Origin of the sequence: Sorangium sp. So ce1014 (assembly GCF_051521505.1) — a bacterium.
Lineage (GTDB): Bacteria > Myxococcota_A > Polyangia > Polyangiales > Polyangiaceae > Sorangium.
Map to the genome: position 1 here is coordinate 11,419,468 of NZ_CP150356.1, position 13,623 is coordinate 11,433,090.

A 13,623-nucleotide genomic window follows, 5' to 3' on the forward strand; every position below is an offset into this window, starting at 1 on the left:
TCAGGGTATCCCAGCGTTCCAAAGCTTCTGGAACTCCATTGTCTCCATGATTGGCGACTACAGTGGATTTGTTTGACGTGCTTGCGTCGAAGCACAAAAAAGCGTAGCCGGGATCGATAGACACCGCGTGTCTCGGGGTGCGGACGCGCCCGACAGATCACGTCAGCAATCAACAATCCATTGTAATTCTCATGCCAGCCGGGCTGTCGCACAGGCCCCTGTGCTCGAAGTCCGTTGACGGGAGGGCCCATGCAGATCTCGAAGCACTCTCTATTTCTCGGCCTAGGACTGTGGGTGGGCGCCGTCTCCTCGGCCGCGTGCTCCGCCAGCGGTTCTTCCGCGGGCCCCCCTGGACCTGAAAGCACCACCACCGGCGGCGGCCCGGGCGACGGCGGCTCGACGAGCGCGGGCGCCGGCGCCACCGGAGACGATATCGGCATCGGTACCGGCGGCGGAGACGACCTGGGCCCCGAGCTGACGGGCGACCCGAAGACGTGCGCGGAGGCCGCCGCGAACAAGTCCTATATCGGGTGCGATTTCTGGCCCACGGTCACCGCGAACATCGTCTGGTCGATCTTCGACTATGCGGTCGTCGTCGCGAACGCCGGCGACGAGGTGGCCGAGGTCGAGGTGACGCGCGACGGCGCTGCGATGGCGCACGCCGAGGTCCAGCCCAACAGCCTGACCAAGATCTACCTCCCCTGGGTCCCCGAGCTGAAGGGGCCCGACGCCTCCAGGTGCGCCTCGGGCAAATCGATCACCGGCTCCGTTCGCGTGGACGGCGGCGCCTACCACCTCGTCTCGACCAGGCCGGTCACGGTCTATCAATTCAACGCGCTCGAGTACAAGAGCGCTGGAGGCCCGGAGGGGAAGGACTGGTCCTCCTGTCCTGGCCTTCAGACGTGCCCTTCCAGCGGGGACGCCTACGGCTGCTTCTCGTTCACCAACGACGCCTCTCTGCTCCTGCCGAGCACCGCGATGACCGGCAACTACCGCGTCACCGGCCAGCAGGGCTGGAGACAGGCGGAATCGGGCGCCTACATGGTCATCACCGGCATCCAGGATGGCACCAGCGTCACCGTCAACGTCGCTCAGGGCGGCGCGGTGATCGCGGGCGGCGGCATCCCTGCGACGCCCGGCGGCGGCGACTTCACCGTCGAGCTCGACGAGGGCGACGTCGTCGAGGTCCTCGGACACCCGAACAACGATCTCAGCGGCAGCCTCGTCACCGCGACGAAGCCCGTCCAGGTGCTGACGGGCATGCCGTGCACGCAGGCGCCGGCCGGCTACAAGGCCTGCGACCACATCGAGGAGTCGGTGTTCCCGGCCGAGACCCTGGGCAGGCGGTACTTCGTCACGGTCCCGACCTCGCCCGGCGGCAAGGTCTTCGGCCACATCGTGCGCCTCTATGGCAACGTCGACGGCACGGCGCTGACCTACCCCTCCGGCCGGCCGGACGGCGCGCCGACCTCGATCGACGCCGGCCAGGTCGTCGACCTCAGCGTCGTGAGGAGCGATTTCGAGATCGTGGGAGATCACGAGTTCGCGGTCAGCACGTTCATGCTGGGCGCCGAGATCGTCGACCGCGACACCCGCGCTCCCAAGCAGAAGGGCGACCCCTCGCAGAGCCACGCCACGGCGGTCGAGCAGTACCGCACCAAGTACATCTTCCTCGCGCCCAGCGACTACGACGAGAGCTACGTCGACATCATCCAGCCCATCGACGCCGCGATCACGCTCGACGCCGCCGCCGTCGACGTCGCGCCGACCCCGATCGGCAACGGCTCCGGCTTCGGTGTCGCGCGCGTCCGGCTCGGCCCGGGCAACGGCGGCGCTCACGTGCTGACCGCCTCGGCCCCCGTCGGCATCCAGGTGATCGGCTACGGCTCCTACACGAGCTACCAGTACCCGGGCGGGCTCAACCTCGTCGCCATCGCGCCGCCGCCGCCCCCGCCCAACTGATCCCGGACGCCCGTCGGACGCTCCCGCCGGCCCGAGAGGGTCGAGCTGCGACCCGAGATCGCGGCGCGGCGGCGTGGCGGGGCGCCGCCGCGGTGGCCGGTACGCGCCTCGCGGATTGTCTTCCCCTGCCGCCTGACCTAGCAGCATCGCATGACGGCCAAGCAGCGCGTCACGGCCCGGAGCGCCGCGCTCTTCGTCGTCCTGGCCAGCCTCGCCTTCGCCTCGAGCGGCCCGCTCGCCCGGTACGCGCGCCCGGTCCACCCGCTCTTCATCGCCTTTGGCCGGGTCGCCCTCGCCGCGGTCGCGCTCTCCCTGCTCGACCTGCGCGGGATCGCCCGCTCCGCGGCCGGCCTCTCGCTGCGCCAGCGCGCCGCCGTCCTGACGGCGGGCTTGCTGCTCGCCGTCCACTTCGCGCTCTTCCTCTGGGGGCTCGACCGCACCTCCCTCGCCGCGGCGCTCTCGCTCATCTCGCTCGAGCCGCTCGCCGTCGTGCTCTGCGCGTGGGCGTTCTTCCGTGTCCGCCCCACGCGCTCCGAGCAGGCCGGCGTGCTCCTCGCCACCGCCGGAGCGATCGTCATCGCGAGCGCGTCCGGCGCCGGCGATCACCGGCTCTCGGGCGACCTCATGGTCGTCGGCGCCACCGTCCTCTACGGCCTCTACGTGTCCTTCGCCCGGGCGCTCCGGGACGCGCTGCCGGCGCGCAGCTACGCCGCGCTCGTCTACACGAGCGCCGCGGTCTTCCTCGCCGCCGCGCTCCCCGCCGCGCCCGGCGCCCTCGCCGGCGTCGCCCCGCCGCCGGCCCACGCCGCCGTCGCCATCGTCGCGCTCGCGCTCGTCCCCACCCTCGTCGGCCACACCGCGGTGCAGGCCGCGGCGCGCCGCATGTCCCCGTCCATCGTCGCGCTCGTGTCCCCCGGCGAGACGCTGGGCGGGATCGTCATCGGCGCCCTGTGGCTCGACGCCCTGCCCACCGCCACCGAGATCGCCGGCGCCGCGATCATCCTCGCCGGCGCCACCGTCGCCATCTTCGGATCGAGCCCGCCCGCGGCCGGCGGCGCAGGCTGACGCGCCCCTCCGCTCCGGCTCCGCCAGGACGAAAGTCGCCGGCGCGCGCCGCTCCGGTCGGACTCCTCGCCACGAAGATGCGGATTCGCAGGAGCGCCTCCGGCGCGCGCTGGACGAGCGATGATTCGATAGGACGCTCTCCCCATGTACGCCCGCCTCCGCTCCCGTCAGGGCATCGGGTACACGAGCGAGAGCCCGGCGACGCACATCTCGTCGAACGTATTCCCCTCGCCGTAGGCCACGTCGATCGTCGAGATCAACTTGGCCTCCTTGAGCGCCTTGACCACGTACGGGTTCTCCGTCGAGTTATTGTACGAGCACCGGATCTGGAGCACATCGCCCGGCTCGAGCGTCGGGAGCGTCTCGAGGGGCGCGTCGTACGAGTACGAGCGCTGCCAGCCGAACTCCCACTTCGGCGCGTGCGCCAGGCACTCCTCCTTGGGTTGATCGGGTGAGCCGTTCGCCCGCGTGACCGTCACCTTCTGGTCGAAGCCCAGGTAGTGCATGTGCAGAAAGTCGCCATAGATGCGCGTGCCCGGCGGGAACGGCATCTGTTGCGCTATGGGCGAGTCCGGGGCCGGGACCGTGATCTGCTGCGTCTCCACGTGGTTCTTGCTGTCCGCGGGGATCAGGAACTCGACGCCGTTCTTGTCGTCCGGACCCGGTAGCAGCCCGAAGCCAAATTGGCCGACCGGATCATCGAAGTTGCCGATCAGGTGGTACAGGAAGCCGTACTTCGGCTTCTCCTGGGTGAGCCTGAGCTGGATGCGCGTCAGGTCCGGGTCGGCCGTCGTGCCGGCGGGGTGGTAGTGGATCTGGATCATGATGAGCGACCCCTTCGGGATCAGCTGACCCACCCCCTCGGGCAGATCGACCGGGTCGGTGCCGGGAGCCCAGGCTGTGAGCATCTGGAGCGATCCGTCGTCCACGCCATTCGCGACATCGCCGGCGCCACACGGAAAGCTCCCGTCGGGGCCGGCCAGGCTCGCGGACTTCCTCTCCGGATCGACGGAGATGATCCCATGGTGAACGACCTTGTGGTTGCCGGGCACCATCTGTAGACCATTCAGGTACTGGTCCTCGGTGAGCCCGGGATCGATGATGAAGCAGCGGAACTCGTCCTGCTCGCCGGAGGTGACGTAGGGCTCGTTCGGATGAACCTCGAGGGTCATGCCCGGCAGGTCGGGGCTCTTCGGCACGAACGAGGCGGGCGCGTCCTTCGGATCCCCCTTGGGGGTGCCGGCCTTGCTCCAGGCCTCCAGCGTGCTGATCTCCTCGTCGGAGAGGCGGATGTCGCCCTTCCACGCGTGACGGGTCGAGCACTCGTCGGTGTCACGCACGGCGAAGGGCGGCATCGTGCCCGCCTTGGTCGTGTGGACCATGAGCGCCGCGACAGCCTTGGCGTCGTCGTACGCGGTAAGACTGAAGGGCGCGATATTGCCCGCGGAGTGGCAGCCCATGCAGCTCTTCTGCAGGATGGGCTCGACGTCTTTGTGGAACGTGGGGCTACTCCCGGCAGCCTGGGGCTCCGTGGGCTCGTCGCCCCCGGAGCAGCCGGTGAGCGAGGCGGCTGGCAGAGCGAGGGCGAGGGTGAGGGCGGACAGCGAGACTCGGGCGACGGAGCGCGAGCGTATTGAAGCAGGCATGAGATCTCCGGGCAGCCGGATCCTTCACGAGCGGAGGGGCCGGGCGCTTGGTAAGAAGCCACGTTTTGTTCGACTGCGGTTTGTATATGTGTACTATGCATATAGTTACGCCTTCCGAAGCGTCAAGAGAATTCGTGCAAAATACACGGATTACAAAAGAGGAGCTCCGCGAGCTGCACGGAGCCATGGTCGATCTGATCGCGCTCATGAATCAGCCGCACCGCGATCAGGCGCTGCTCGCGGAGGCGGGCATCTCCCTGGATCGCGCCCTCTTTGCGCTGCTGGTGGGGATCGAGCGCTTCGGGCCGATCGGCGTGGTCGAGCTTTCGGACGAGCCCTCGACGGGGTGTCGCCTGGGAGAGGACACCCGTGGCGGCCAGCGGTCAGCCGTCGAGCGTCAGTCGGCGGGCAGCCGGGGCTCGACCTCTCCGACCGGTCTCGAATTCCCTTGTGCGACCCTGGGCCGCTGTCTCCTTGCGGGTTTCGCCTCGGCCGTGCTTCAGGGGTAGATCTCGATCCCCAGCTTGGCCGTGACGACGCCCTGCTCCTTGCCGTCGAACGTCACCTCGACCTCGTAGCTGCCCGGCGCGAAGAAGTCGCCCTCCGGATTGCTGGTGTCGGACGGCCCGTTCCACTGCCGCCCCGACCAGAGGATCGACTGCGTCGCCGTCGTCGCGTCGACCTGCACGGTCGCTGACTCGTCGGGAGGGCAGCAGCCCACGTCGCACAGGCAGTAGAGCTGCGGCTGCGGAGAGGCGGCCCACGTGAGGCCGCTGATCTTGTAGGAGACGAACGAGCGCGGATCCTTCGTCGGCTCGACGCAGCGCCCGCAGCCGGTGGAGGCCGCGATGTCGATCGGGGGAACGCTCGAGTCGGTCGTGACCGTGTAGACGAACTCCGCCGCCTCTCCCTCGTGGTAGACGCACCGGCTCGACTCGATCGTTATCTTCACGCCAGGGATCGTGCCCTCGACGTCGCGCACCTCGCACGGCTTGTCCGGCGGGAAGCCGCAGCCACCGCCGCTGCCCTCGCCGCAGCCGCCGGCGCCGCTGTTGTCGCCGCCGCTGCCGCCGTTGTCGCCGCCGCTGCCGCTGTTGTCGCCGCCGCTGCCGCTGTTGTCGCCGCCGCTGCCGCTGTTGTCGCCGCCGCTGCCGCTGTTGTCGCCGCCGCTGCCGCCGTTGTCGCCGCCGCTGCCGCCGCTGGCGCCAACGCCGTCGTTGCCGCCGTTTTTGCATCCCATAAGGCACGCACCGGACAGCAGGGCTGCCATCAGGGCTCGAAGCACGTTGCTCGTCATCTGATCACCTCTCCGCGTTCGCCTGCGCACCTCGCGCGCGGCGACGAGGGCGGACAGCAAGAGAGGTGCCTCGCGACAAACGCGCGAATCCAGGCAGGAGCAGGGCCAGCGCGTGGCACATCAAGCCTGCGGGTGTGCCAGCATGGGCCGACGCGGGTAGGCGACGGATCTCGGTTCAGGTGGGCCGTGCTCATGAAGCGTTCGTTCGGCTTCGATGCGCTCCGCTGCCCGAGATGCGAACGGAGGATGCGCGTGCTTTCCACGATCACCGACTCCGCGGTGGTGCGCCGCATCCTCGATCCTCTGAACTTACCCTCGCAGCCCGAACGGCAGCACCCGCGCGCGATCCAACGTGTCAGCCGATGGCGTTCGGGTTCGACGCGGCGTAAGTGGGCACCCGGCCGGAGCCCGTCATGGCGAGCGCACGCCGCGGTCGTCGAGCCAGAAGAGATCGCTCGCCGCCCGGTGGAAGGGTGCCTGTGCCGTCCTGGATACGGCGCCTCCGGCTCCGCCAGGACGGAAGTCGACGGCGCGCGCCGCTCCGGTCGGATTCCTCGCGACGAAGATGCGGATTCGCAGGAGAGCCGCCGGCGCGCGCTTGACGGTCGATGATTCGATAGAACGCTCTCCCCATGTACGGTGAGCTGTTTCGAAACATCCTGTTTCCGCTCTACGAGACCCGTTTGAGGGGCAGGGAGACCCTGAAACACCTGGAGGAGATCGAGCGCTCCCAGTGGCGGTCGGAAGACGAGGTTCGCGACCTCGGCTTCCGGCGGATGCTCGCGGCCCTCCATTTCGCCGAGCAGAACGTCCCGTTCTACAGGGCTCGGTTCGCCGAGCACGGCGTGCGCGTCGCCTCGGTGAAGGCGCCGGAGGACCTCCTGCGGCTCCCCGTCCTCACGCGGGCCGACCTCCGCGCCCACGGGCCGGATCTCCTCGCCGAGGGCTTCGTCGGCCGGCTCTACTCGAGCGGCACGGGAGGCTCCACGGGGGAGCCGGTGCAGTTCCGCTTCGACCACCGCACCTACGAGCGCCGCATCGCGGCCGCCATGCGGTCCGACGGGTGGGCGGGCGCCCGGCTCGGCGACCGGGAGCTTCACCTGTGGAGCACAGTGTTCGGGGAGACGCTCGCGAAGAAGGCCAAGCGCTCCCTGCACGAGGCCGTCCTCCGCAAGAAGATGATCAGCGCCTTCGATCTGTCCGAAGCGCGCTTCGCCGCGCTGCTCGACGAGATCGCGCGGTACCGGCCGCAGCTCATCGTCGGCTACACGAGCGCGCTGTACCAGGCGGCGCGCTACGCGCTCGCGGAGGGGCGCGCGCTCCCCGCCCCGCGCGGCATCGTCACAAGCGCCGAGCGGCTCTTCGCGCACCAGCGCGAGGCGATCGAGCGCGCGTTCGGCGCGCCGGTGTTCGACCGGTACGGCTGCCGGGAGCTCATGCTGATCGCCGCCGAGTGCGAGCGGCACGAGGGCAAGCACATCAACCTGGAAGGCGTGTACGTCGAGCTGCTCCGCGACGGGCGACACGCCCTCCCGGGCGAGGCGGGCGAGGTCGTCGTGACCGACCTCGTCTGCCGATCGATGCCGCTCATCCGCTACAAGAACCAGGACGTCGCGATCGCCGCCGGCGCGCCGTGCGCGTGCGGCCGCGGGCTGCCGATGCTCGCCTCGGTGGAGGGCCGCGTCCTCGACCTCCTCGTCGGCCCCGACGGCCAGCTGCTCGCGGGGGAGCTCTTCCCGCACCTCATCAAGGACCAGCCCACGATCGCCCGCTACCAGGTCTACCAGGACCGGCGGCGCGCGATCACGGTCCGGCTCGTGCCCGGCAAGGGCTTCCAGCCCGAGACCGCGCGGCTCATCGAGCGCACCGTCCGGCAGCACCTCGGCGAGCGCGCGGAGATCTGCGTCCAGATCGTCGACCACATCCCCCTCACGAGCGCCGGCAAGCACCGCGTCACCCTCTCGGAGGTCCCGATCCAGCTGAGCCGGCGACCCGCGGCGTGAGGTGCGCGGGCGCGCGGGCCGCGAGGAGGAGGTCCGGCAGCCCGATCGTGCCGGCGCCCGCCGCGTCGCGCGCGCCTCTACGGCGAGCTTTCTACAGAGCTGCTGGAGTCGCCTGGCGGCTTTCGCCCTGCGGCCTGCTCACCGGCGCGCCGCCCGGCGCCCGAGGGCCCGAAGCGCTGGCGGAGCCGCGCGGTCCGGGGTATTGGGCAGAGCAGTACGATGTCCGACGTGCAGAGACCGCTTCCGCCGAAGAAGGACGTCGCGCTGGCCCTCCTCGAGCGAGAGCCGAGCGTGTTCATCCACCTCGACCCGCGCCGGCCCGGGGTCTCCGTCCCCAAGTGGTTCACGGGGCAGCCGCAGCTGATCCTCCAGGTCGGCATGAACATGGCGATCTCGATCCCCGACCTGAAGGTGGACGACGACGGGATCAGCTGCACCCTCTCGTTCAACCGCGCGCCGTTCTGGTGCCGCTTGCCGTGGCACGCGATCTGGGCGCTCGTGAGCGAGGACCAGCGGGGCATGGTGTGGCCCGAGGACATCCCGGCCGATCTCGCCGCGCAGAAGCAGCAGCGCCCCGGCGTGGCCCCGCCGCAGAAGCCCGCCAAGCGGCCGCGCCCCCGGCTCGCCGCCGTGGCGCCCCCGAGCGGCGACGACGAGCGGAGCGACGACGCGGCGGACGAGGCGCGCGCGCGCGACAAGGTGCGCCGTCCCGAGCTCGAGCCCGTGGAGCCCGCCGAGCGCAGCGCGAGCGAGCCCTCGGCGCGGGACGCCGGCGCGCCCGTGAGGACGCTCGCGGCGGTGCCCGCGCCGGCCCTCGCGCCGGTGCGCTCCACCGAGGAGAGCGAAGACGACGATTCCGGCAGCTCCGGTGAGCCCGAGCCCAGACAGCGCCAGGGAGCGGGCAAGGCGAAGCGCGAGCTACCCCCCTATTTGCGGGTCATCAAGTAACGCTACTGCTTGACGGTACGGCTCGGCCAAATCAACTGTGGCCGGCCATGCCTCGACCGTTGAAGCGCGTCATCACGGCGCTCGTGCTCCTCGGCGCCGTCGTCGCCCTCGAGTTCGGCTTCGAGACCCTCATGCCGGACGCCGCCTGGCGGCAGCTCGCGCTGTTCGCGATGGTCAACGTCATCGCGGCGCTCTCGCTCAACGTCATCAACGGCATGGCCGGCCAGTTCTCGATCGGCCACGCCGGCTTCGTCGGCATCGGCGCGTACACCGGGGCCATCGTCTCCGGCAACCTGCACCAGCAGCTCGGCGGCGGCGATCCCCTCTTCGGCAACTCGTTCCTCGTGATGCCCCCGGCGCTCCTCGCGTCGGGGCTCGTCGCGGCCCTCTTCGGCCTCGTCGTCGGCCTGCCGAGCCTCCGGCTGCGCGGCGACTACCTCGCCATCGTGACCCTCGGGTTCGCCGAGATCTTCCGCCTGACGATCGCCACGGCGACGACCGGCGCCGCCGAGCAGGGGACGGTCGGCAGGCTGCTCGGGGCGCTCGGCGGCCCGATCGGCTACGCCGGCCCCGACGACACCGGCGTCCCGCAGTACGGCGGCCCGTTCTGGATCTTCGGCGCCGTCGTGCTCGCGACCCTCATCGCCTGGCGGCTGAAGTTCTCCGGCTGGGGCCGCGCGCTGCGCGCGCTCCGCGAGGACGAGATCGCCTCCGCCGCGGTGGGCGTCGACCCGACGCGCTACAAGGTCACCTCGTTCGTCATCTCCGCCGCCGGCGGCGGGATCGCCGGCGGCCTGCTCGCCTCGATGCGCGACGGCAACCCGACGATCCAGCCCGACCAGTTCACGTTCAGCTACTCGTTCGACGCCATCACGATGGTGATCCTCGGCGGCTCGGGCAGCGTCACCGGGTCGATCGTGGGCGGCGTGCTCGTGACCTTCACGGTCAAGCTCATCGAGCAGCTCCAGGGCCTCGACAGCGTCCTCGCGCTGAAGGCGGCCTACCCCGCGCTCGATCTGAACGCCCTGAGGATGGTGCTCTATGCGAGCATCCTCATCGGGCTGATGATCCTCCGCCCCGAGGGGCTCTTCGGCGAGCGCGAGCTCTTCGGCCGGCGCGTGGTGCGCGCGAAGCGCCCTCCGGTCGGGCCGGCCGAGCCCGTCCCCGCCACGACCGGCGCCGAGGCGGCCGCCGAGCGCCCGGGCGCCCCGCCGGAGGAGCAGCCGCCCGGCAGCGCCCTCGAGCACGAGGTCAAGCCGACCGGGAGGGAGTTCGAGTGAGCCTCGATCTGCAGCGAGTGACCAAGCGGTTCGGCGGCCTGCGGGCCGTCGGCGGCGTCTCGTTCTCCGTGCCGGATCGCTCGATCTTCGGGCTCATCGGCCCGAACGGCGCCGGCAAGACGACGGTGTTCAACCTGATCACCGGCGTCTACAAGCACGACGAGGGCTCGATCCGCTTCGGCGGGACCGACCTCGCGCCGCTCAGGCCGAGCCAGATCGCGCGCCTCGGCGTCGCTCGCACGTTCCAGAACATCCGCCTCTTCGGCCAGCTCACGGTGCTCGAGAACGTGCTCGTCGCCTGCGAGAACCTGCGCAGGTCGACGCTCACCTCCGCCCTGCTCCGCTCGCCGTTCTTCTACAAGGACGAGCAGGAGATGACCGAGCGCGCGCTCTCGCTGCTCTCGGTGTTCAAGCTCGAGGAGATGGCCGACGAGATCTCGACGTCGCTCTCCTACGGCAACCAGCGCCGCCTCGAGATCGCCCGGGCGATGATGCTCAAGCCGAAGCTGCTCCTGCTCGACGAGCCGGCGGCGGGCATGAACTACGGCGAGGCCGAGGGGCTCAAGCAGCAGATCCGCTGGCTGCGCGACACCTTCGACATCACGGTCGTGCTCGTCGAGCACAACATGCAGGTCGTGATGGGGGTGTGCGAGGAGATCCACGTCCTCGACCACGGCGAGACCATCTCGCACGGCACCCCGGAGGCGGTGCGCAGGGACCCGAAGGTCCTCGCCGCCTACCTCGGCGAGGAGGTCGAAGACGAGGCCCGCCCCGCGGCCGCTGCGGCGGTAGAGGAGCGCGCATGAAGACATCGCATCCGACGCGGCAGCCCCCCTCGGTGGCGCCCGGCGAGCGCCTGCTCGTCGTCGAGGATCTCGCGGTCAGCTACGGCGGCATCCGGGCGCTCAAGGGCGTCAGCCTCGAGGTGCGGCGCGGCGAGGTCGTCGCGATGATCGGCGCGAACGGCGCCGGCAAGACGACCACGCTGAAGACGATCGTCCGCCTGTTGCCGATCGCCTCCGGCCGCATCCGCTATGACGGCAAGGACCTCGCGTCCATCTCGACCGAGGAGCTCGTCGCCGTCGGCGTCTCGCTCGTCCCCGAGGGGCGCGCGATCTTCTCGAACCTCACCGTCCGCGAGAACCTCGATCTCGGCGCGTGGTGCCATAAAGACGGCCCCACCATGGCAGAGACCGTCGATGACGTGGTGAAGCTCTTCCCCCGCCTCGGCGAGCGCATGCACCAGCACGGCGGCACGCTCTCCGGCGGCGAGCAGCAGATGCTCGCGATCGGCCGCGCCATGATGGCGCGCCCGGCCATGCTGCTCCTCGACGAGCCCTCGCTCGGCATCGCGCCGCGGCTCGTCGCGGACATCTTCGAGTCGATCGCCAAGATCGCGGCGTCAGGAACTACCGTACTCCTCGTCGAGCAAAACACCCGACTCGCCCTCAAGTACTCGACGCGCGCCTACGTGCTCCGTACTGGGCAGATCGCCATGAGCGGCGACTCCAGGGATCTCGCGGCGAACGAAGAGATCCGCGCGGCCTATCTCGGCGGCTGAGCCCCCGCCGGGCCCGCGCGGATGGGGCGCGGGTCGCGGAGACGACAGGGGGAAAGCGCTGATGTTTCAAGCGCGTATCAACGCGTCGCGTGATGCGATGAAGCGCGATTGATATCGCGCTTTGTCGCCGATGGAGTATGGTTTCCCTGGGCGCGGCGATGAAGATCTGGTCTTCGTGGCCGCGGTCAGACCCAGCCGCCGACGGGGGAACCTTATGGAGATTGAGAGCACGACCCGAGTTCTGGTGATTGACGACGACGCCAGCAACTCCCTGCCGCTCGTCCACTTCCTCTCATCCCGGGACTACACGGTGGAGACGTGCTGCGGGCTCGGCCATGCGCGTGACGTGCTTGCCCGCTGGCGTCCTCACGTGATGGTGCTCGTGCCCCGGGAGGAATCGGGGCTCCACAGCGAGATGGAGGCGCTCCGCCGCATGTCGCCGCGCGTGCCCGTCGTGGTGCTCACGCTCGCGGCCGGCCCCGAGCTGATCCTGGACATGGAGGCGTTCGCGCCCACGGTGCCCGCGTGCCCGTCGCGCGGCCTCGCCTACATCGAGTCGGCGGTGGCGGACGCGTCGGCCATGGGCTGAGCGGCCGCTCGCCGCAGGGGCCCGCGCCCGAGGCGGGCTGCGCGCCTTGTCTCGGCGCGCTTCAGGCGGGCGGCTCGATGCCGTCCGGCAGCCCGTCGAAGAACTCCTCCACCACGGACGCGAGCCAGGCGCGCACCGGTCCGGTCGCGCACAGGCTCCGCACGAGCGGCCAGAGCGCGGCCGCGAGCGCGTCGAAGTCGGGCGCGGGCGCGATCCCGAGGCGCCCCAGCGCCTCGCCGAGCGGCTCGCGCGCGTGCGCGGCGACGAACGCCGCGATCGCCTCGCTGGTCCGCGTCCGGACCGGCCGGTCCCGGAGCACCTGCGCGGCGACGTCGGCCCCGAGCTCCTCGGCGAGCGCCGAGCTCGTCGCGTCGAGCTGACCGACGAGCGCGCAGATCTCCTGCTCCAGCACCCACGTCGCGACGTGCTTGCGCAGGCCGATGAACTCGGGCGTGTCGCCCCGGGCGACGACGATGTCGTGCACCTGGCGCATCGCCGTGCGCGAGAACCCCTGCAAGAAGCGGCGGATCTCGGGCTCGAGCCGCCGCTCGAAGTCGCCCCGCAGGGTGCCCATCGTCTTGCCGACCCCGCCGAGGCCGAAGGGGGAGATCCGCTTGAGCAGCGCCGGCAGGCCCCACTCGGCGAAGAACGGGTTCACCTTCTCGGAGAACTCCTTCAGCGTGTCGTAGAGCACGTCGCGCATCACCGCGTCGAGCGCCGCGCTCTCGAGCACCTCGCGCACGAGCCGCTCGGGGACGATCTTCGGCTGCTCCAGGATGCGATCGAGCTTGTCGCGCGCCCCCTGCGGCATGAGCTCCTTCGCGCGCCGCCGCTCGGCGCGCGCCGCCTCGACCAGCGCCGCGAGCGCCGCGGCGACCGCGGGCCGGACCGCCCGCCGGAGCGACTCCTCCGCCGCCAGCGCGTCGAGCGCCCGCGCGACCGCCCCCGCATCGATGAGCTCGCCGAGCGGCGTCGCGAGCAGCGCCGCGAAGCCGGCGGGCAGGCGCTCCCGGAAGTCCCGCGCGGCGGCCTCCGAGACGAGCCGCGCCTCGAGGAACGCGATCTGGCGGGCCTTCAGTTCATTAAGTAACGCGCGGCTCATCGGCAACGGATAGCCCCGGGCTCCCACGGGCGCCAGGCGCAGATGACCCCGGACCCCCGGCGGCGCCGCTCCTGGACAGGCCTCAAAACCCCACAGCACTGTGAATCTGCTCATCAGGCGAGCGCCGTACTTATTGAACGAAGCCTCGGGCAGCCCTTACGAAAAACACC

The 13,623-nt window shown here is 70.5% G+C and carries 12 protein-coding genes; 9 read left to right on the top strand and 3 right to left on the bottom strand.

Going from position 1 to position 13,623, the window contains the following annotated elements; all coding sequences use genetic code 11:
* The first annotated feature begins 294 nt into the window (after window positions 1-294).
* Window positions 295-1,962, top strand: a complete 1,668-nt coding sequence (locus WME75_RS43060; RefSeq protein WP_437483449.1) for an IgGFc-binding protein — start codon at window positions 295-297, stop codon at window positions 1,960-1,962.
* A gap of 150 nt (window positions 1,963-2,112) precedes the next feature.
* The gene (locus WME75_RS43065; protein ID WP_437483450.1) at window positions 2,113-3,027 is read left to right on the top strand and encodes a DMT family transporter; all 915 of its coding nucleotides are present in this window, start codon (window positions 2,113-2,115) and stop codon (window positions 3,025-3,027) included.
* Window positions 3,028-3,194: 167 nt separating this feature from the next.
* On the opposite strand, the gene WME75_RS43070 is transcribed toward WME75_RS43065, so the two are convergent.
* Window positions 3,195-4,409: a hypothetical protein gene (locus WME75_RS43070; protein ID WP_437483453.1), complete on the bottom strand. Its 1,215-nt coding sequence runs from the start codon at window positions 4,407-4,409 to the stop codon at window positions 3,195-3,197.
* Between the two features lie 449 nt (window positions 4,410-4,858).
* On the opposite strand from WME75_RS43070, the gene WME75_RS43075 reads away from it, so the two are divergent.
* On the top strand, window positions 4,859-5,182 hold the full coding sequence (locus WME75_RS43075) for a hypothetical protein (protein WP_437483456.1): 324 nt from the start codon (window positions 4,859-4,861) through the stop codon (window positions 5,180-5,182).
* Here the strand turns inward: WME75_RS43075 and WME75_RS43080 are convergent.
* Complete coding sequence (locus WME75_RS43080; protein ID WP_437483459.1) at window positions 5,173-5,913, bottom strand: hypothetical protein; 741 nt, start codon at window positions 5,911-5,913, stop codon at window positions 5,173-5,175. The two genes, WME75_RS43075 and WME75_RS43080, sit on opposite strands and share 10 nt — an antisense overlap.
* Before the next feature lie 689 nt (window positions 5,914-6,602).
* On the opposite strand from WME75_RS43080, the gene WME75_RS43085 reads away from it, so the two are divergent.
* The 6 genes from WME75_RS43085 (at window position 6,603) to WME75_RS43110 (ending at window position 12,351) form a co-directional block, all read left to right on the top strand.
* Window positions 6,603-7,973 carry a phenylacetate--CoA ligase family protein gene (locus tag WME75_RS43085; protein WP_437483462.1) on the top strand — a complete coding sequence of 457 codons (1,371 nt, stop codon included), beginning with the start codon at window positions 6,603-6,605 and terminating at the stop codon, window positions 7,971-7,973.
* 219 nt (window positions 7,974-8,192) lie between these two features.
* Window positions 8,193-8,921, top strand: a complete 729-nt coding sequence (locus WME75_RS43090) for a ClpXP protease specificity-enhancing factor SspB (RefSeq protein ID WP_437483465.1) — start codon at window positions 8,193-8,195, stop codon at window positions 8,919-8,921.
* Window positions 8,922-8,968: 47 nt separating this feature from the next.
* Window positions 8,969-10,201 (top strand): branched-chain amino acid ABC transporter permease, encoded by a 1,233-nt coding sequence (locus WME75_RS43095; protein ID WP_437483468.1) that lies wholly within the window; start codon window positions 8,969-8,971, stop codon window positions 10,199-10,201.
* Window positions 10,198-11,007 (top strand): ABC transporter ATP-binding protein, encoded by an 810-nt coding sequence (locus WME75_RS43100; RefSeq protein ID WP_437483471.1) that lies wholly within the window; start codon window positions 10,198-10,200, stop codon window positions 11,005-11,007. Before WME75_RS43095 ends, WME75_RS43100 begins: the two co-directional genes overlap by 4 nt.
* The gene (locus WME75_RS43105; protein WP_437483474.1) at window positions 11,004-11,762 is read left to right on the top strand and encodes an ABC transporter ATP-binding protein; all 759 of its coding nucleotides are present in this window, start codon (window positions 11,004-11,006) and stop codon (window positions 11,760-11,762) included. The genes WME75_RS43100 and WME75_RS43105 overlap by 4 nt, the downstream gene beginning before the upstream one ends.
* A 244-nt stretch (window positions 11,763-12,006) precedes the next feature.
* Complete coding sequence (locus WME75_RS43110) at window positions 12,007-12,351, top strand: response regulator (protein ID WP_437483477.1); 345 nt, start codon at window positions 12,007-12,009, stop codon at window positions 12,349-12,351.
* Between the two features lie 61 nt (window positions 12,352-12,412).
* On the opposite strand, the gene WME75_RS43115 is transcribed toward WME75_RS43110, so the two are convergent.
* A complete protein-coding gene (locus tag WME75_RS43115) occupies window positions 12,413-13,453 on the bottom strand; it encodes a hypothetical protein (RefSeq protein ID WP_437483480.1) in 1,041 nt (346 codons plus the stop codon).
* Window positions 13,454-13,623: the final 170 nt, after the last annotated feature.